The organism is Spirosoma aerophilum (assembly GCF_054782495.1).
The window spans coordinates 144,029-164,428 of record NZ_BAAGSJ010000004.1; the positions used below are offsets into that span (position 1 = coordinate 144,029).

Sequence of the window (20,400 nt, forward strand, 5' to 3'; positions counted from 1 at the left end):
AAAGGGACGAGGGGGATCGCTGACGCCAAGCCACCCCCATCCTCCTCTACTCCCTCTCCTCCATCCTCCCTTTACCCATTCCTCCCTTATGCTACGAAACTACCTCAAAATCGCTCTTCGCAATCTGGCGAAACACAAGGCCAACACCGCTATCAATCTGGCGGGGTTGGCCATTGGCATGGCGAGCTGCCTGCTCATTGTGCTGTACGTGACGGACGAACTGAGTTACGACCGGCATTGGGCCAATGGGGAGCGCATTTACCGCATGGCGCTGGAACGACGGTATCCGGGTCGTAGTACGAAATACGCGATCATACCCCAATCGTACGCTCAGTCAGTGAAGAAGGAGATTCCCGAGATCGAGCAGACGACGCGGGTGTTTACCTTCGGGAATAATAACGAGCCTATCCTGCTCAAAATCGATGGACGGACGGTTGAAGAACGGGGGGCGCTGGGCGTCGATTCAACGTTCTTTCAGGTGTTTCAAATGCCCTTTGTACGCGGCCAGGCCGATAAGGCCCTGACCCGTCCGAATACCGTTGTGCTGACCCAGCGCACGGCCAGCCGCCTGTATGGCACGGCCAATCCAATCGGCAAAATCCTGGAGATCGTGCAGGGACCGAAGCTGGAGATAACGGGCGTTTGTGCCGACCCCGTTGAGAATGCTCATTTTGCCTTCAACTTTCTGGTATCGGCACGCGGTCAGGAAGCCGAGCAACCCAATCATATCAGTTTCTCGGCGCATACGTACCTCCTGCTGAAGCCAAACACCAGCCCCGAAACGGTGGAGGGAAAGCTTCCCGCTGTTGTCGAAAAATATGCAGCCGGCGAAGTGGAACGCACGTTCGGTGTCTCGTTCCGGGATTACCTCAAAGCCGGAAACGGGTATTTCTATTTCCTGCAACCGCTCCGAAGCATTCACCTCGACTCGCATCTTGAGGCCGAACACGAACCCAACGGCAGCCGGTCGCTGGTGTCGATTTTCTCTATTATTGCCGCATTTGTACTCCTCATTGCCTGCATCAACTTCATGAATCTGGCCACGGCACGTTCGTCGGAGCGGGCGCGGGAGGTGGGTATCCGCAAATCGCTGGGGTCAACGACGGGCCAGTTAGCAGCTCAGTTTCTGACAGAATCAGTGCTTTTAAGCCTGTTTAGTTTGCTTATAGCTGTCCTCCTGGTGGCTATTTTGCTGACTCCGTTCAATACGCTGGCCGGAAAATCCTTAACCCTGCTTACCCTCGTTCGCTGGGAAACGCTGCCCTTGCTGCTGGGTGGTGCGGTGGCGGTTGGGCTGTTGGCCGGTAGTTATCCGGCAGGGGTACTGTCGGCTTTCGAGCCAATCAAAGTGCTGAAAGGCAAGTTTTCGTCGACGCGGCAAGGGCATCTCTTACGCAATGGGCTGGTTGTTTTTCAGTTTGCCATATCCATTCTGCTCATTGTCAGCACGATCATCGTGTTCAGCCAGCTGGACTTTATCCAGAAGAAAGAACTGGGTTTCTCGAAAGAGTCGGTTCTGAAAATCAAGGGGGGCGTTGCGCTGGATAAGAACACCGAATCCTTCAAACAGGAAGTGGCCAAACTGGCGGGCGTAAGCAATGTTGGCGCGACCAGCAGTGCCCCCGGTGAAGAAGGTTTCTTCGGGATTACGTTTCGGAAAAACGGCGAGAATGAAACCGTTACCGGCAAAGGCTGTGTCGTCGATGATCAGTATATCCAGACGCTGCGCATGAACATGCTGGCCGGGCGACCATTCACCCGGCAGTTCGACGACTCGCTGTCGGTGATTCTAAACGAGGAAGCGGTGAAGCAGGTAAGTTTAACGGACCCTATCGGCAAGCAAATTACCAGCCCGGATAACTTTGCCCAGCGTGATGGTCCGCCCGTTACCTACACGGTAGTGGGTATTGTTCGCAACTTCCACTTTGGCTCTTTGCATCAGCATATTGGCCCTCTGTTCATCATCAACGACCGGGTTTTCAACCGACGGAATAACGAATTCGTCGTTCGGATACAGGCCGATGCGCCGGGTAGTGTTGTTAGCCAGATCGAGGGCGTCTGGAAGCGGTACCTCCCCGACCAGCCGTTTCATTATTCGTACCTCGACGCCGACTGGAGCACGTTGTACCAGTCCGAACAGGTGGCACAGCGGATTTTCGGCGTCTTTGCCATGCTGGCCATTTTCATCGCCTGTATGGGTCTGCTGGGCCTGGCCATGTATGTGATTCGGTTACGCACCAAAGAAATCGGGATACGGAAAGTATTGGGCGCATCGACACCGGGACTGGTCGCCCTGCTCTCGAAAGACTTTTTAAAGCTCGTTCTGATCGCCATTGTTATTGCCACACCCATCGCCTGGTATGTGATGGACCGCTGGTTGCAGGATTTCGCTTATCGTATCGACATCGAATGGTGGGTGTTTGTGGTAGCGGGTTTACTGGCCGTCGGCATTGCCCTGCTGACGGTGAGTTTTCAAAGTGTGCGGGCCGCGTTGATGAATCCGGTGAGGTCGCTGCGGTCAGAATGACACGATCAGGAGTTAGGAGCGAGTCGTGAGGAGCCATCCGGCCGCACAACTTGCGTCAGCAACTCCTACCTCCTCGCTTCTAACTTCTAACTACTTATGCTAACCAACTATCTCCGAATTGCAATTCGAAACTTGTGGAGAAACAAGGTGTTCTCCGGTATCAACATTGTTGGGCTGGCGGTGGGGCTGGCCTCGTGCCTGCTGTTGTTTATGTACATCACGCATGAACTAAGTTACGACGATTTCCAGCAGAAAGCCGACCGCATCGTGCGTGTCACGATGGAGTACAGCATGGAAGGCCGAGTCGCCAAAATACCCCAGACGGGCACCAAAGTCGTGAAGGAGTTTGGGCGGCAGTTTCCGGAAATTGAATCGGGCGTCCGGCTCATCAACCGGGATGGAGTGGTCAACATCGGCGACCGTCAGTTTAGCGAGAAACGGATCGTCTTCGCCGATTCTGCTTTGTTTTCGCTGTTTTCGTTTCCACTCGTACAAGGCAATCCGCAAACCGCACTGGCCGGTCCCAACTTGGTCGTGCTGTCGGAAAGCACGGCTCGGAAATACTTTGATGACGAGAACCCGGTTGGCAAAACGCTTCGGATCAATACGGGCGGGTCGTTTCGGGATTATGCCGTTACGGGGGTGGTGAAAGACAGCCCGGCTAACTCCCAGATCAAATACGACCTGCTGACCTCGTTCCTGACACTACCCGCGGCCCAAACCGAAGAGTGGTTTTCATCCAACTACGCCACTTATTTGCTGCTCCGCAAGCCCGATGACATGGGTCCACTACAGGCCAAAATTCCGGGGTTCATGAAGACTCAGTTCGGCAAGGAGGAGATGTCGGCGGGGGGCTACCTGACGTATAACCTGGAGCCGTTGTGCCGGGTGCATTTGCATTCCGAGGTAGAGGGCAGTTTCGAGCCGAACGGCGACCTGACCTACATCTACATTTTCGGGTCGATAGCCCTGTTGATTCTGCTGATTGCGTGTGTCAACTACGTTAACCTGGCGACCTCGCGGGCAGTGGAGCGGGCGCAGGAAGTGGGCGTTCGAAAGGTGATGGGTGCTCAGCGCGGGCAACTGTTCGGGCAGTTCATTGGCGAATCCGTCATTGTTACATCCCTGGCACTGGTGCTGGCCCTGGTGCTGGCTGCCCTGACCTTACCGGTTTTCAACGAACTGTCTGACCGGCAGTTTACCATTAGCAGTTGGTTCGAACCCGGCAACATCCTGTTATTGCTGGGAATTGGGCTGGTCGTTAGCCTGATTGCGGGCAGCTACCCCGCCCTGGTACTGGCTCGATTCGAGCCGGTGCGCGTTCTGAAAGGGCATCTGAAAACCGCCGGAGCCGGTCAGTTTCGCCGGGCGTTGATTGTTTTTCAGTTCGCTATTACGGCCTTCCTCATCATCAGCACACTCCTGGTTCGTAACCAACTGGCCTTCGTTCAGCAAAAGAAACTGGGTTACAATAAAGACCACGTCCTGCTGCTGCCCGTCGATAAGCAGGTCAACGAGAAAATAGCGGCCATCAAAAGTGAGTTTCGGCAAAATGCAGACGTACAGCATGTGTCGCTGGCGTCGGAGTCGCCCGTGTTTGTCGAAGGCGGGTATGGGATGCGCAGTGCCAACATGGCTGCCGACCAGCGGAAGATGGTAGCCGGGCTGTCTATTGATGAAGATTATGTACCTGCCATGAGTCTGCAACTAATTGCGGGCAGCAATCTGAATGCCGCCGATATGGACCGTATTTCGCGTACGGATAATGACAGCCTCACCCGCAGTCGGTTTATCCTCAATGAGTCGGCAGCAAAAGAGCTGGGCTGGACACCGCAACAGGCCATTGGCCAGCGGCTGGATATGAATAGTCGGCTAGGCGTAATAAAGGGCGTTGTGGCCGATTTTCACTTTGCCTCGATGAAGCAGAAGATTGGCCCGCTGGTGCTTTTCCCCCAAAATGGCGGTGAGGTTCTGCTGGTCAAACTATCGGGTAGTCAGTTGCCCAATACGCTCCGGTTTCTGGAAAGCAAATGGCGGACGCTCATCCCCGACCGGCCCTTTTCCTATGAGTTTATGGATGAAGAGTTCAACAAGCTTTACACAGCCGAAACGCGGACCGGCAGCATTTTCAGCGTATTCGCGTTCCTGTCCATCTTCCTGGCCTGCCTGGGTCTGTTTGGCTTATCGGCCTACACAACCGCGCAGCGGACCAAAGAGATTGGCGTTCGTAAAGTGCTGGGCGCGTCGGTGTTCAGCATTGTGGGTTTGCTCTCCAAAGACTTTTTAAAGCTTGTTGGGGTAGCGCTGCTGGTGGCCTCCCCCATTGCCTGGTATGCCATGAACCAGTGGTTGAACGACTTCGCCTACAAGATTACCATCGAGTGGTGGGTCTTTGTGGTTGCAGGTTTGCTAGCCGTGGGCATTGCCCTGCTGACGGTGAGTTTTCAGAGTGTCAAAGCGGCCTTGATGAATCCGGTGAAATCATTAAAAACGGAATAAAAGGAGGAGAGGGAGGAAGGAGGAAAGGGACAAAGAAAAATACCTCTCCCTTATTCCCTTTCCTCCTTCCTCCCTCTCCTCCATCCTCCCTTCAAAATCATGCTAACCAACTACCTCAAAATCGCCTGGCGGAACCTGCGCAAACAGCAGGGATTCGCGTTTATCAACATCTTTGGGCTGGCCGTCGGGCTGGCTTGCTGCTTGCTCATCCTGCTGTATGTGCTGGACGAACTGAGCTTCGACCGCTACAACGCCAACGCCGACCGCATTTACCGGATACAATCCGATATTAAGTTCGGGGGCAACGACATGCATTTCGCCACCACCCCCGACCCACTGGGGCCTACCCTGAAAAAAGATTACCCGCAGGTAGAGCAGTTTGTGCGGCTTCACCAGCGCGGAAACTGGCTGGTGAAGCGGGCCGGAGAAGCAACCAATATTCGGGAAAGCGACATTACGTTTGCGGATTCTACACTGTTCGATGTGTTTACCCTGCCCTTAGTGACGGGCGATCCCAAACGGGCGCTGACGGAGCCAAACACGGTAGTGATCAGCGAGTCGGCGGCAAAGCGGCACTTTGGCACCCAGAACGCCCTGGGCCAGACGCTGATCTTCGCCAATAAGGAAAATTACAAAGTGACGGGCGTGATGCGCGACATGCCCCGGAACGCCCATTTCCGCACCGACTTCTTCGTGACGATGCTCAGCGATAACTACCCCTGGGGGCAATGGCTCAGCAATAATCACCACACCTATATTCGGCTGAAGCGGGATACCGACCCAACCGTGTTCACCCAAAATTTCGACACGGTGATCGAGAAATACGTGGGGCCGCAATTGCTGCAAATGGCGGGTACGACGCTGGAGCAGTTCCGGAAAGCCAACAATAAAATGAACTTCTGGCTCATCCCCCTCACCGACATTCATCTGCATTCTAAACAGCAAGTCGAACTGGCACCCAACGGCGACATTCAGTACGTCTATATTTTCTCGGCGGTAGCGCTGTTCATTTTGCTTATCGCCTGTATCAACTTCATGAATCTGGCTACGGCCCGCTCCTCGAACCGGGCCAAAGAGGTTGGCGTCCGAAAAGTAATGGGCTCCGAACGGCAACAACTGGTGGGCCAGTTCATGACCGAATCGGTCTTGACAACGGTGCTGGCAATGGCGCTGGCCATCGTCATCGTGGCCGTTGCGCTGCCGGGCTTTAATAGTATTTCGGCTAAGGAAATCAGTTTGTCTCAGTTAATCTCGCCAGCGCTGTTACCCGTCCTCATTGCCCTGCCGATTGTCGTGGGCTTGCTGGCGGGCAGTTACCCGGCTTTTTTCCTGTCCTCCTTTCAGCCTATTTCGGTGCTCAAAGGCCGCATCAACATGAATTTCCGGGCGGTCAGCCTGCGAAGCGGCCTGGTGGTGTTCCAGTTCATGATGTCGGTCGTGCTTATTGTAGGAACCATCATCGTGTATCGGCAACTCACCTACATTCAAACGACCAGCGTAGGCTTCAACCGCGACCACGTTCTGACCATCAACGACCTGTATACGATAGGCAAGCAGGCCGAAACCTTCAAGCAGGAAGTCCTGCGCCTACCGGGCGTGGTAAGCGGCAGCCTCTCCGGGTACCTGCCTACACCCTCCGACCGGAACGACAACGCATTCTTTCCCGAGGGCCAGGTAAACATGAATAAGGGGGTTAGCATGCAAAACTGGGGCGTCGATTATGATTACGTGAAGACGCTGGGTATTCAGGTGGTTGCGGGCCGGAATTTCTCACAAAGCTTCGGCTCCGATTCCTTGGGCATGCTGCTGAATGAAGCCGCCGTTAAAATTCTGGGGTTCAAAGACCCCATTGGTAAGCATGTCTGGCGCTTCGATGACGCCGAGGGCAAAACCCGCAAAACATACACGGTGATCGGCGTTGTCAAAAACTTCCACTTCGAGTCGCTCCGGCGCAACATCGGGGCGCTGTCGCTGGTGCTGGATGCCAACTCGGGGGCGGCCTCCTTCCGGGTGAGCAGCACGAACCTGCCGGTACTGATGCAGCAGATCGAAGCGAAATGGAAGCAACTGGCTCCCGGCCAGCCGTTCACCTACAAATTTATGGACGATAGTTTCGACGAGATGTACCGCGCCGAGCAGCGCATCGGCACCATCGCCCTGACCTTTGCCGCCCTCGCCATCCTGATTGCCTGCCTGGGCCTGTTCGGACTGGCCGCTTTCATGGCCGAACAGCGCACCAAAGAGATCGGCGTTCGCAAAGTACTGGGGGCGAGTATCCCCAGCCTCATCGGCCTGCTCTCCAAAGACTTCCTCAAACTGGTGCTGATTGCCATTGTCATTGCCTCGCCCCTCGCCTGGTGGGCCATGAACAACTGGCTCGCCGACTTCGCCTACAAGATTGACATCGAATGGTGGATGTTCGCCCTGGCGGGTTTCCTTGCCGTAGGCATTGCTTTGCTGACGGTGAGTTTTCAGAGTGTGAAAGCCGCCCTGATGAACCCGGTCAAATCGTTGCGATCGGAATAATCACGAATATGTAGAGACAGGGCATGCCCTGTCTCTACAACCGGATGGTTTTGATTCGATGGCGCAAGGCTAGGCAATGTTTGCTCGAGCCTTGCGCTATCGGCGCTATTTTGTAGATTACGCATGTTTATTGAAACCAATTTGGCACTGCGTCTAACTGCCTCGCATTTTTGATGGGACTTATTAAAGAACCGAAGCATATAGATTTATCAACAAAGTCGGAGCCTTGGACAGAGCAGGAACGTACCGACTTTAGAAAAATCATGCAAGCCATTAAAGACAAAAATGGCAAACGTAAAGAACGGGTGGTTCGATCACAAAACAAGGTTCAAGCTAACCAAGGGCGTTAATCCGTTAGTGACAATACGCTCCTTTAATAACGCATAAAGGAAATGAATGAAGCGACATGGGCTATATCATTGAAAGCGAGCCATTTACAGATAAGGCTCATCGGGAAGTCAGCTAATTTATTCGCAATTACAAGAGTAAGGTAGCTCCCAAAAAAGCAAAAGCAAAGACAGCATCAAAACAGTCAAAATCCATTTACCTTTAGTCTCTCACCTGATGGGTTTTGAACCAATGGCTCGCTGACTTCGCCTACAAAATCGCCATCGAGTAGTGGGTATTCGCGCTGGCGGGTATGTTGGCGGTAGGTATTGCTTTACTAACCGTGATTTTTCAGAGTGAGAAAGCGGCTTTTGATGAATCTAGGGGAGAGTTTATAGAGGGAATTGTTCGGCAGTAGTAAACCAATTTGAATCTTTTGCAAAGCGTCCCTATTCTAAGCTCTTAGCGAGATAGCAATATTCTTATAGCTTCGTATATTTAAATGTTAGTAGTAAATTTAAAATACAGAAATACAATTATTGAATGACACATCTAGAATCGATTGACGAAGGCTTAAAAGCAAACACACCTCACAATGAAATAGTGAGGAAAATTTACTTAACATACCCAACATCTGTTTTAGTAGGTAATGAAGAAAGACAATTCACATACTTAATGAGATAAGTGAATATTTCAATGTACCTATAATGAATATTCAAGTTGTTGGTTCGTCAAAAACGGGCTATAGCTTTCATAAAAAAACTCAATTCAATTGCTTGACTTCTGATCTTGATGTTGCAATTATTGACTGCAATCTATTTCAACACTATACAGAATGGGTATTCAAAAGCACTAATGGCTTTAATGATAGGACAGGCTTTCAAAATTTTGAAGGCAGATCGACCTATCAACAGTATATAAATTGTGTTTCTAAAGGCATCTTCAGACCGGACTTAATGCCAACAGGCAAAAAACGCCTAAACTGGCTAAAATTTTTTGGGCAATTGTCAAGCAGAAACAAAGACTTGTTTAAATCAATAAACGCTGGAATATATTTTTCTCAAACGTTTTTTGAATTTAAGCAAACAGCAATTGTTAAGGAATATATTTCAACAAAACCATTGTAATGATAGACTACAGAGTTCGTTCAGTTTCTTTACTAAATTTAGTAAATGACGTAAAAAAAGGCAGATTAATTCCGGACGCATATTTTCAAAGAAATTTAGTTTGGAGAGATCTTCATAATAAAGATTTTATCAAAACCATTTTGCTTGGTTACCCATTCCCTCAAATTTTTATTTCGAAAGGCAAAATAGACGTTGCATCTATGTCAACAATTTCTTGCATAGTTGACGGGCAGCAAAGGACTAATGCAATAATTCGGTTTATTGACAATCAATACGAGGTTGATGGAAGATACTATAATGATTTAACTGAGGAAGAGAAATCCAGTTTTCTAAAATATGAAGTCGCTGTAATCGAATTAGATTTAGAAAATGACGACCCAAAGGTTCAAGAAATATTCCAAAGAATTAATCGAACCTCTAACTCATTGTCTATTATAGAAAAAATGGCTTCGGAATATTCTACAGCTGAATATATGCTAGTGGCTAAACTATTAGCTAATGAAATAGAGTTAGACTTTGACTCAGCTCAAGATGACTTAAGAGAAGATCCAAATATTCCAAAAGAATTTTTCATTTGGGCGAAAAAACAAAAAGTCAATAGATTCCATATATTGATGACTGAAAAAGGGATTTTCACAAGCCGTGACATTGCAAGAAAGGTTCATCTAATGCATATTCTAAATATGATGTCTACAGTATTGACGGACTTTTTTAATCGTAACGAAAAAACCACTCTGTTACTCAATGACTATGGAATTGACTTTTATGATAAGGATGAGATTGTCAGGAAATTTGAAAAAGCAGCAGATACTATCCTTAAATTAAAATTAAAGCAGAGGTCTATCTGGCTGAACAAATCAAACTCCTTTTCATTAATAATTGCAATTACAAAATTAGGAGATGATATAGATAATCTAAATTTAGAAAAGTTAAAAATAAATTTAGAAAATTTTGAACATAACATTCCAGGTGACTTTAAGTTGGCCTCAACAGAAGGCGTAAATAACAAAAAAGAAAGAGAATTAAGAAATTCTTACGTGACCCAAATTCTTGATGAATCTAAATAAAAATATTTTGCAAAACATGACTAATAGTAAAATTTAATTTTTTTTCTTCAATCTCTATGCGTGTAGATAATTCATCCTTACTCCCCCAGCATTAATCCAAGCAATGTCGTCATTATGGAGAACAAAGATTTCTTATTAAAATTTCCCATGTCCATCTTGGTAAATTATTTAAATCATGCGAACACTAAACATCGCAATATTAGACCTTGAATACAGCAAGTTTGGCATCAAAACAGACAGCTTACTTTTAGCGACTTTGTAGACATTATAAGCCGTGAGCTTAATCGTCAAACATTAGCCAAAAGCATTTAATTATCTAAAAATAAAGACTTTAACAATATGACGATGGACAAAATTTCAGCCGAAGTTAAAGCAGTACGGGGCAATCCGGCTCATTCCTGATACCAAAACCCCCTTAACATCTTTTAACACCTTCATAACCAACCCTTCACGCATCTTGCTACTCTCCGTAAGAAACGTGAAGTATGCTCGCGAACTACCTCAAAATTGCGCGTCGTCATCTGTGGACGAATAAACTCTATACCGGCCTGAATGCCGGGGGCCTGGCCGTTGGGCTGACGGCTTGCCTGCTCATGGTGCTGTATGTGAAGCACGAATTCACCTACGACCGTTTCCATACCAAAGCCGACCGCATCGTTCGGGTGACGACGAACCTGACCACCCCCGAGGCCCCTATTCCCGTGGCCTCCTCCTCTATCCTGCTGGCCAGTGCGTTGAAACGGGACTACCCCGAGGTGGAAACAGCCGCCCGGTTCGAGCCGGTGTCGGCCACCATTAAGTATGGGACCGATTTGCGGAATGAACCCGATGTGTACTTTGCCGAGCCGGCCGTTTTCCAGGTGTTTACCTATCCTTTCGTCGAGGGGAACGCGGCACAGGCATTGACCGAGCCAAACACCGCCGTCGTGACCGAAAGTTTTGCCCGTAAATACGCCGGACGGACTAATGTGCTGGGCCAGACGTTCCAGTGCAACAAAAAGCTGTATCGTATTACAGGCGTTATGGCCGATCTGCCGTCCAACGCCGATATGAAGATCAGTGCGTTGCTGGCCAAGGATTATTCGACCTATACCGACTGGCTGGTCGATGATTTTCCGGTGTATACCTTCGTGCTGTTTCGGCAGGTGCCCAATCTGAACGCCTTTGAGAGGAAACTGGCGTTTCTCAGCAAAACCTATATCCAGCCGGAGTTGAAAAAAGTGGGGGCTGCGGGCTATGCTGTGGTATTCCAGACCGAGTTCCTGAAAAACGTGCACTTTAGTCAGGGGAAAATGGCCGACATGCCGAAGGGAAATAAGCAGTACGGCTATCTCTTCCTGTTTCTGGCGGGTTTCGTGCTGGTGATCGCCTTGCTGAACTACATCAATCTGCTGACGGCCCGCGCCACCGGGCGGGCGAAGGAAGTGGGCATCCGAAAAGCCAGCGGGGCGTTGCGCCAGCAGTTGATCGGTCAGTTTTTATTGGAGTCGCTGCTGCTGAGTGGGCTGGCGGTCGTGCTGGCAATCGTCCTGTTGGCCTTCAGCATTCCCTTTTTTAACGACTTATTACAAATCCAGCTCGGGATAACCTGGCCCGATGGTTTATTAATGACGGGCCTTGCCCTGGGAAGTACCGCTTTGCTGGGTGGGCTTTATCCTGCGTTTGTTCTATCCGGCTTCAATCCGGTGGCTGTGTTGCGGAAACAATCGGGTGGGCTGGGGCGCGGTTTCGGGCTTCGGCAAACGATAACGGTTTTTCAGTTTGTGCTGGCGGTGGGCATGATGATTGGGGTACTGGTGGCCCATAGTCAGATGAACTTCCTGCAGCGCGTCGACCTGGGGTTCACGAAAGAGCAGGTACTTACCGTTCACCTCCCAGATGATTCGCTGGCCCGAACCCAGGGCTATGCCCTTGCCCATGATCTGCGGCAACGCACCGAAATCCAGGACGCATCGCTGGGGTCGGGGATCAAGCCCGATGCCATCCTCGTCAAGGCAACGACTATTTTTCAATCGGCGGGCAAAAAACGGGAAGTCATGGGCAATTATCTGTCCATCGACGACCGTTTTCTGCCGCTGCTTAACCTGAAACTGGCCAGCGGCCGGAACCTGTCGGCGGGCTCGGAAGCCGACAAGAACGGGGGCTTTCTGGTCAACGAAGCGTTTGTGAAACAGGCGGGCTGGAAACAGGCCATTGGCCAGCCGATGGAAGGATTTATGCACAAAGGCAAGGTCATTGGCGTGATCCGTAACTTCAATTACCACTCCCTGCACACGGCCATTGAGCCGGTTGTTCTGGTGTTCAACACATCTCCACCCGCCAACCTGACCTTGAAGATGAAACCCGAACATTTGCCGCTGGTACAGGCGGCCTGGAAGCAGCACTACCCGAACTACCCTTTCGACTACACCTTTCTGGACGAGGCTTTCGAGGCCCAATACCGAAAAGATAAACTCATGATTACCCTCTTCAACGGGTTCTCGCTGCTTACCCTGCTGGTTTCCTGTCTGGGCCTGTTCGGTCTGGCAACCTACTCGGCCGAGCAGCGCACCAAAGAAATCGGGGTGCGAAAAGTGCTGGGCGCCAGTATCCTCAGCATCGTGACGCTGCTATCAAAAGACATATTGAAACTGGTCGTGATTGCGATCGTCATTGCCTCGCCCCTGGCCTGGTACGCCATAAACAAATGGTTAGCCGATTTTGCCTACAAAATTGACGTAGCGTGGTGGATGTTTGCCGTGGCGGGTGTGCTGGCCATAGGCATTGCGCTACTGACGGTGAGTTTCCAGAGTGTGCGGGCTGCGCTGATGAATCCGGTGAAGAGTCTACGAAGTGAGTAGCACCGACCGTCAGCACTACCTACCAACAGGTATTTTTTGGAGAACCTCCGCTTTTTGACGTGGCTTGCCTCCATCACGTGCCGGGGTGAGCGTTCCCCGGATGGGCTACCGGGCACGGCTATACGCAAATGGCAACTAACAAGTTTTCCAGACGGGAGTTTATCCGGCGCAATTCATTAACCGGACTCAGTGCCGTATTGGCCCCGGCTGTACTCAAGGGTACACCGATTAGCCGTTCATCAAGCTCGGCGGTACCAACATCTTCCTCGCTGGCTGAACCGCTGGCGTTGCTGGGCGGCAAGCCCATTCGAAGTAGACAATGGCCGACCTGGCCAATCTGGAAACCCGAACAGGACGAGAAACAATTGCTGGAGGTAATTCGCAGCGGCATCTGGTCGCGGGCAACGGTCGTCAGTGAATTTGAGGCTCAATGGGCCGCTACGCTGGGCGTTAAACGGTCGCTGGCGGTTGTCAATGGCACCAACGCCCTTATTGCCGCACTGGCGCAACTGGATGTTCGCGGGGGCGACGAGGTGCTGGTACCACCCTACACATTCATTGGTACGGTAGCCCCCGTGTTGGCAACGGGTGCCATGCCCGTGTTCGTCGATGTCGATCCCGAAACGTTCCAGATGAACCCCGCCAACATCGAAGCCAAAATCACGTCGCGAACCAAAGCCATTATTCCGGTGCATATTCTGGGCCTACCGGCCAACATGCCGCAGATACTGGCCATTGCCAAAAAACACAACCTGGTGGTAATCGAAGATGCCTGTCAGGCGCATCTGGCTGAGATCGACCACCAGAAAGTGGGCACCTTCGGCCATGCGGGCTGCTTCAGTTTCCAGAACTCGAAGAACCTCGCCATTGGCGAAGGCGGAGCCGTGGTAAGCAACGACGATGCCTTTATGGATCGCTGTTTTTCGTACCAGAACTACGGAAACCCCTACGGCATGGTGTCGGGGGTGATTGGTGCGGGCACACTCATTCAGGGCACCAAAATGCGGCTGACGGAGTACCAGGCCGCGATTGGTCTGGCGCAGCTGAAACGACTCGATGCCGAAACCACCACCCGAAACACCAACGCGGCTTACCTGAAAGCGAAGATCAGTTCCATTCCGGGTGTCATTCCTTACAAACTCTACGACAATGTAACCCGGGCGGCTTTTCACCTTTTCCCTTTCCGATATCAGAAAGAATCGTTCAAGGGACTCCCGCGCGAGATGTTCCTGAAGGCGCTGGCGGCCGAAGGCATTCCCTGCTCGAAAGGATACGCCACGCTGAACAACATGCCGTATCTGGACGACGCCTTTCGGTCGAAGAACTACCAGAAGATGTACCCTAAAACCATGCTGAATTTTAAGGGATATGTCGAACGGAACCACTGCCCGCAAAACGACCGGCTTTGCAACGAAGAGGCCGTCTGGTTCACGCAAAACATGCTGCTGGGTACGCAGGCCGACATGGATGAAATTGCCAGTGCCATCGAGAAAATCTATACGCAGGCCGATAAACTCCTGAGCCAGAAATGAAACAACGGCTCTGGTTCATCTGGCTCGTCTTTTCACTAACACCCGCCTGGGCCAAAGGCTGGAAGGCGGGTGTCGCGCGCGTGGTCATCACCCCAACAACTTCGCAGTGGCTGGCCGGATATGCTTCCCGGACGCATGCCTCCGACGGTAAACTTCACGACTTATGGGCCAAAGCACTGGCCCTGGAAGATGAAAGCGGCAAACAGGCCGTACTCGTTACCACCGACATGCTGGGGTTCCCCAAAGCGATGTCGGACCGGATACGCGACCGGCTGAACAGCCAGTTCAGATTGTCAAAAGCGCAGATCATTCTGAACAGTTCCCACACGCATTCGGGGCCGGTGCTGGACCGCAGCCTTCAGGATGTGTACCCGCTCGACGCCCCTCAACTGGCTGTCATTGATCAGTATTCCCGGCAATTCGAAGCGCAGATCATTGCGTTGGTGGGTGAGGCTTTGCGGACGATGGAGCCGGTGACGCTTTTTGCTCAAAATGGCGTCACTCGTTTTCAGGTAAATCGGCGCAACAACAAAGAAGGTGCCCTGCTGGAACAGACCGAACTAAAAGGCCCTAACGATTATGCCGTGCCGGTGATCAAGGTGCTGACCGCAACGGGAAACTTGAAAGCGATTGTCTTTGGCTATGCCTGTCACCCTACCGTGCTGGATCTGTACCAGTGGTCGGGCGATTACGCGGGTTTTGCACAACTGGCCCTGGAGGCAGAGCACCCCGGCGTGACGGCCCTTTTTTTCCAGGGAGCCGCGGGCGATCAGAACCCCCTCCCCCGCCGGACAATTTCCCTGGCGCGTCAGTATGGCCGTGAACTGGCGGCCGCCGTTGACCGGGTGCTCGACGAACCCATGCGTACTTTACCGGCGCAGCTTCGCACGGCGTATTCGGAAATTGACCTGCCCCTAACGGCCCCGCCGACCGAGGCTGATTTAGCGAAACTGGTTGTCGAAGGTCCACCCCACATTACGCGCTGGGCCAACCGGATGCTGGCCGAAATGAAGCAGGGGAAGCCTTTCCTAACGCGTTATCCCTATCCGTTGCAGGTTTGGCAACTGGGGGATCAACCCATTCTGAGCTTCGGTGGCGAGCTCGTGATCGAGTATGCCCTGGTCTGCAAAAAACGCTTCGGGCCGGATATTTTTGTGATGGGCTATGCCAACGATGTGATGGGCTACATTCCCTCGGCCACCATTCTGCGGGAAGGTGGTTACGAAGGCGCAACCTCCCAAATGGTCTACGGACTGCCCAGCCCCTGGGCCGCTTCGGTACCCAACCTGATTTACGACGAGATCAACCGGCTGGCCGAACAGGTGGGTATACCGAAAGTGAGTAAGTAACGTGCTATGAATATACCTGCCGATAAACCCGCTTCCCCGTCACTCATCGCAACGCCCTACTACTCGGGCTTTCCGCTGGCGCACGACACTTACAATGCCATTACAGCCGCCAGCGATGGCAAGATTTACTATATTCTCTGTTCTGAATCTTACGAGCAGGGAGGCCAGATGTTTGTCTACGACCCCAATACCGACCAGACGCAGTGGCTGGCCGATCTGACCGACATCTGTGGAGAAGCCGATGCCAACGCCATTCCGCAGGGAAAAAGCCACGTTCGTTTTTATGAAGCCAATGGCAAGCTGTATTTCGCCACCCACATTGGCGTTTATGAACTCATCGACGGTATGGAGCGGCTACCGCAGCACCCACCAACAGGCAAAAACCTTTACCCCGGCGGTCATTTTCTTTCCTATGATCTTGCTACGGGTGTCTTTGAAAACCTGGCGATTGCGCCCCGGGGCGAAGGCATTTTAACGATGACCATCGACAAGGACCGTGGGCATCTGTACGGCATCACCTGGCCGCTGGGCCATTTTATCGACTACGACTTCAAGACTAAAACGCTTACCAACCGGGGGGCCGTTTCGGCCAATGGCGAAGCGGGGAAAATTGGCGAAGACTACCGCGTTCTGTGCCGATCCATGTTCGTCGATCCGCGCGATGGGGCTGTTTATCTGTCCACTTCAGAGGGAAGCATCTGGGCGTACAGGCCTGCGGAGGAGACGCTGAAAAAAGTGGACGGCGTAGACTTACGACTCGACTATTTCGGTCAGTACGACCCGAAGCATCCGGGGAGCATGGGCTACAACTGGCGAAAGATTTTCTGGCACGCTCCTGAGCAGGTGGCCTATGGTATTCACGGCAATTCGGGCTATCTGTTTCGCTTCGATCCGCAGGAATCCAACCTGGAACTGGTGGAGCGGCTTACCTCCGAGCCCTCCCGCAAGAGCGGCATGTTCGACCAGTTCAGTTATGGCTATCTGGGTTTTCAACCGGGTCCCGACCAGCAAACGATCTATTACCTGACCGGCGGCCCCGTTTTTGTGGCGGGCAAACGCCTGAAAGGCGACGATCTGATTGCGCGAGGGGCCGCGAAAGGCATCGAGAATCTGCATCTGGTCACGTTTCATATTCCCACGCAGCAGTATCGCGACCATGGCCCGGTTTTCTACCCCGATGGCAGTCGGCCGACCTACGTAAACTCCATCGCCATTGGTGCCGATGGCTCTGTGTATACCCTCGCCCGCTTTGAACACGACGGACGTATTATTCAGGATCTGGTGAAAATCGGACTTGTATAAGAGTGCCCTAACGAACAGGCAAATAAATCTTAAACGTGCTGCCTTCCCCCGGTTTACTGTTGGCCACAATGGCACCATCGTGCCGTTCAACAATCTTTTGGCAGATGGCTAACCCAATACCTGAGCCGGGGTGCTGGCTACGGCCATGCAGCCGCTGGAAAACCTGAAAAATCCGGTCAACATATTTCTCGTCGAAACCAATCCCGTTGTCTGTCACGGCAATTTCGTAAAACGATTGACCAATAGATCTACCCTCCGAAGCAGGGGTAAAATAAGGTAAAACGGCGTGTACAGCGGATCGGTCGATGACCTGGCTGCTTATAGAAATATGGGGCGTAACGCCAATCGGGCAGAACTTAATGGCATTGGAGAGCAGATTCTGAAATAACTGGCGCATCTGCGACGGGTCGGCGATGACCGTCGGTAACTTACCAAGTTGAATATGAGCCTTACTCTGATTGAGGGCTACCCATAGTTCATGTTCCTGCAACTCCTGAATCAGCCCGGCGACGTCAACCGGCTTGAATAAATCCTGTCGTGTTTCCAGCTTCGAATAGGCCAGCAAGTCCTGAATAAGCAACCGCATGCGGTCGGCAGATACGTTGATGCGGCTGATAATATCGGTCACCTCCTCTCCAAACAGATTACCGTATTGCGTTTGCAGGATGGTGGTGAACGAGCTGATTTTTCGCAGCGGCTCCTGCAAGTCATGCGACGAGACGAAAGCAAACGACTGCAGGTTTTCGTTCGAGCGTCGAAGTTCGAGGTTGGCCTGTTCAAGTTTCTGGCGGTACTCCCGCATGGGTGTTATGTCCTGAACCGTGAGCACAATCCCGTCGCCAAAACGAGCCAGCGAGAAATCATACCATACCCCATCCCAGGGCACCTCCAGACGGGTTGCCTGCCCCGTCTTAATAACCTGTTTACACTGCTCGAATAAAGGCGATTCTATGGAGCCGGGAATGTATTTGGAGACGCGTCGATACTGAATGTTTTCGATGGAGTTACGCATGAGATCAGCGGCCATCTGGTTGAGCTTGACCATGCGCAGGTCGACAATATCTCCAGCCTCATTTCGGATGCTTTTATTCAGTACAATCGCGGCTGGCGTCATGTGCATGACCTGTTCGAGGAGTTCGGCATTTTGCTGCTGCACTAATTCAGACTCTTTGAGCGATGTTACGTCGGTAAACGTATACAAGACACAGTCGTCTACACAAACAAATGACGCGTCGAACCAGCCTTTTTCTCCCGATGCATCACACGGGAAGGTACACTGTTGCGGCTCTCCTGTCTGGACCACAGCCACATAGCGCTGAAACGCATCTGACGATAGCCAGCCAGGAATCAGGTCGCTCATCCGCTTGCCGGTCATTTCGGCAACAGACCGCCCCATTGCGCGGGCATTACGCTCGTTTGTCAGCACATACACGAAGTCAGTAATTTGATCCTGCTCATCGCGAACGGGCCGGGCCAGCACCAGGCCCACCTCCGTGCGGTCGACAACCTGCTGGAGCAGTCGGCTCTGCTGCAGTTTATCGCGCACTGCCTTCCGAAATTCAGTGGTTTCCAGCACATGAATGACAATGCCATCGCCCCAGGGCCGAACAGCAATATCGAACCAGCCCTCCACCGTGTCGACCTTATGATACTGTTCAAACTGCTCGGCCTGCCCCGTTTCGGTCACCCGGATATAGCGTTGCCATGCCTCCGTTTGGCTGAGCGATGGCAATAACTGCAGCAGCGTGGCCTGGCTGATGTCTTTGTCAGGCTGTCGAAACATGGCGGTGGAAGCCCGGTTCCGGAATACGGTTTGAAAATCAATAATTGCTCCGGCGTCGTTACGGATAGCCCTATAGGCCGATATGCCCATTTGCGAGGTATCCTGTACACTAGCCAGCAGATCGGCATATTGCCGGGCTTGTAGTTCTGCCTGCTTCTGCTCGGTAATATCGGCGTAGGAAACCACTATCCCATCGCCAAAAGGCGACCCCAGACAAAGGCTCCAGTCGTCGAAGCCGTCGTAGGTATAATGCAGGTCGAACTGGTGAGGCTGCCGGGTTTCGACAACCTGAATCCAGTGATCGAGTACCCCAGCTTCGACCATTCCCGGAAACAACTCCGTGAGTTTTTTGCCAATAAAGTATGATTCTGGCTGGCCAGCGAGCCGCAATCGCTCCTGATTAACGAGTGTATACCGAAAGTCAACGATCTTTCCTTTTCCAGATCGGCATCCTTCTTCATCACCCTCCCGGACGGCCTCCAGCACCGAAATGGAGGTCAGGGCGGTATCCAGAATGGTCCGGTACAGTTCTGTCTGCTGCTTTTGTTTCCGTTCGGCAAGCCGGGCCGCCGTCAGATCAAAGCTGATGGTCACCACACCATCGTCATGTTTGATATAGCGGGCATCGATCCAGGCCTCGCAGTACCCGGTCTCGAAGTACACTTCGTGCTGATAAGCTTCCCCCGTTTCAACAACCGCCACCAACAGATCGAATATACCCTTCTCCACCACATCCGGGTAAACCACTCGCAGCCGCTGACCTATTACCTGCTCTTCCGTCTTTCCGATACCAGCCAGCCCGTTCTGGTTGATCATTCGATACACAAAATCCTCGATCTTCCCATCGGCTCCCCGGACAGCCTCCAGCATATCGATCATGCAGGAGGAGTTCTGCATAATGGTCTGCATCAGATCGGCCTGTTGCTTCTGAATCTGGGCATGCGGCATATCGCTCGTGGCGATCACCACGTCATGGTCCTGTTTCGATACCCGGAGCATGTGCCGGGGCTCCGATGAGCCACTCTGCCCGTGAGCGTTCATGTTAAACTGAACCGAACGGCCAAAGTCTATAACCAATGCGAACTGTGAAATCAGGAATGAGGCCTCTTCCTCGGTTACTAACTGACGCACAGACTGACCAACAACCTCCCTGTTAACCCAGCCCCACGTCTCCAGCGCCGGTGCATTGAGTGCCGTCACATAAAAATCATTGATGTTTCCGTCGGCATTACGCTTTGCCTGATAGAGTACGGTGCTGGTAGGCAGAGCGTCCTGGTTAAGGTCAGGCAACGCATGAGCGAGGGTTGATGCCAGTGTCATAAAAAATCAAGAAGCAACAGTTACGGACGGGATACTTTGGCACAGTAAGTCTATAAGCAAATGTAGCTAATTATGAGCAATTTACTGAAAAGGCAAACTATACAAATAAACTAAAATGACCATTTATGCCATAAAATCTCACTGAGCCATTGGAGAGGCTTAACATTTTTTAACGCCCTGCTAATCAGCCCACAGGACGAA

11 protein-coding genes and 1 pseudogene are annotated in these 20,400 nt (G+C 51.9%); 11 read left to right on the forward strand and 1 reads right to left on the reverse strand.

Going from position 1 to position 20,400, the window contains the following annotated elements:
• The first annotated feature begins 88 nt into the window (after positions 1–88).
• The 11 genes and pseudogenes from ACYVK4_RS02540 (at position 89) to ACYVK4_RS02590 (ending at position 17,096) form a co-directional block, all read left to right on the forward strand.
• Positions 89–2,527: an ABC transporter permease gene (locus ACYVK4_RS02540; protein ID WP_461125916.1), complete on the forward strand. Its 2,439-nt coding sequence runs from the start codon at positions 89–91 to the stop codon at positions 2,525–2,527.
• Positions 2,528–2,623: 96 nt separating this feature from the next.
• Positions 2,624–5,026 carry an ABC transporter permease gene (locus ACYVK4_RS02545; RefSeq protein ID WP_461125917.1) on the forward strand — a complete coding sequence of 801 codons (2,403 nt, stop codon included), beginning with the start codon at positions 2,624–2,626 and terminating at the stop codon, positions 5,024–5,026.
• A 99-nt stretch (positions 5,027–5,125) separates the two neighbouring features.
• On the forward strand, positions 5,126–7,552 hold the full coding sequence (locus ACYVK4_RS02550) for an ABC transporter permease (protein WP_461125918.1): 2,427 nt from the start codon (positions 5,126–5,128) through the stop codon (positions 7,550–7,552).
• 170 nt (positions 7,553–7,722) lie between these two features.
• A complete protein-coding gene (locus ACYVK4_RS02555) occupies positions 7,723–7,902 on the forward strand; it encodes a hypothetical protein (protein ID WP_461125919.1) in 180 nt (59 codons plus the stop codon).
• 215 nt (positions 7,903–8,117) lie between these two features.
• Positions 8,118–8,297 (forward strand): annotated as a pseudogene (locus tag ACYVK4_RS02560) (hypothetical protein); the annotation flags it as partial.
• A gap of 289 nt (positions 8,298–8,586) precedes the next feature.
• Positions 8,587–9,006 (forward strand): hypothetical protein, encoded by a 420-nt coding sequence (locus ACYVK4_RS02565; RefSeq protein ID WP_461125920.1) that lies wholly within the window; start codon positions 8,587–8,589, stop codon positions 9,004–9,006.
• A complete protein-coding gene (locus ACYVK4_RS02570) occupies positions 9,006–10,073 on the forward strand; it encodes a DUF262 domain-containing protein (protein WP_461125921.1) in 1,068 nt (355 codons plus the stop codon). Before ACYVK4_RS02565 ends, ACYVK4_RS02570 begins: the two co-directional genes overlap by 1 nt.
• Positions 10,074–10,558: 485 nt before the next feature.
• Positions 10,559–12,913, forward strand: a complete 2,355-nt coding sequence (locus tag ACYVK4_RS02575) for an ABC transporter permease (protein WP_461125922.1) — start codon at positions 10,559–10,561, stop codon at positions 12,911–12,913.
• Positions 12,914–13,041: 128 nt separating this feature from the next.
• Complete coding sequence (locus tag ACYVK4_RS02580; RefSeq protein ID WP_461125923.1) at positions 13,042–14,445, forward strand: DegT/DnrJ/EryC1/StrS family aminotransferase; 1,404 nt, start codon at positions 13,042–13,044, stop codon at positions 14,443–14,445.
• Positions 14,442–15,794: a neutral/alkaline non-lysosomal ceramidase N-terminal domain-containing protein gene (locus tag ACYVK4_RS02585; protein WP_461125924.1), complete on the forward strand. Its 1,353-nt coding sequence runs from the start codon at positions 14,442–14,444 to the stop codon at positions 15,792–15,794. Before ACYVK4_RS02580 ends, ACYVK4_RS02585 begins: the two co-directional genes overlap by 4 nt.
• 6 nt (positions 15,795–15,800) lie before the next feature.
• Complete coding sequence (locus ACYVK4_RS02590) at positions 15,801–17,096, forward strand: hypothetical protein (protein WP_461125925.1); 1,296 nt, start codon at positions 15,801–15,803, stop codon at positions 17,094–17,096.
• Positions 17,097–17,103: 7 nt separating this feature from the next.
• Here the strand turns inward: ACYVK4_RS02590 and ACYVK4_RS02595 are convergent, their stop codons facing one another.
• The gene (locus ACYVK4_RS02595; protein ID WP_461125926.1) at positions 17,104–20,199 is read right to left on the reverse strand and encodes a PAS domain-containing protein; all 3,096 of its coding nucleotides are present in this window, start codon (positions 20,197–20,199) and stop codon (positions 17,104–17,106) included.
• Positions 20,200–20,400: the final 201 nt, after the last annotated feature.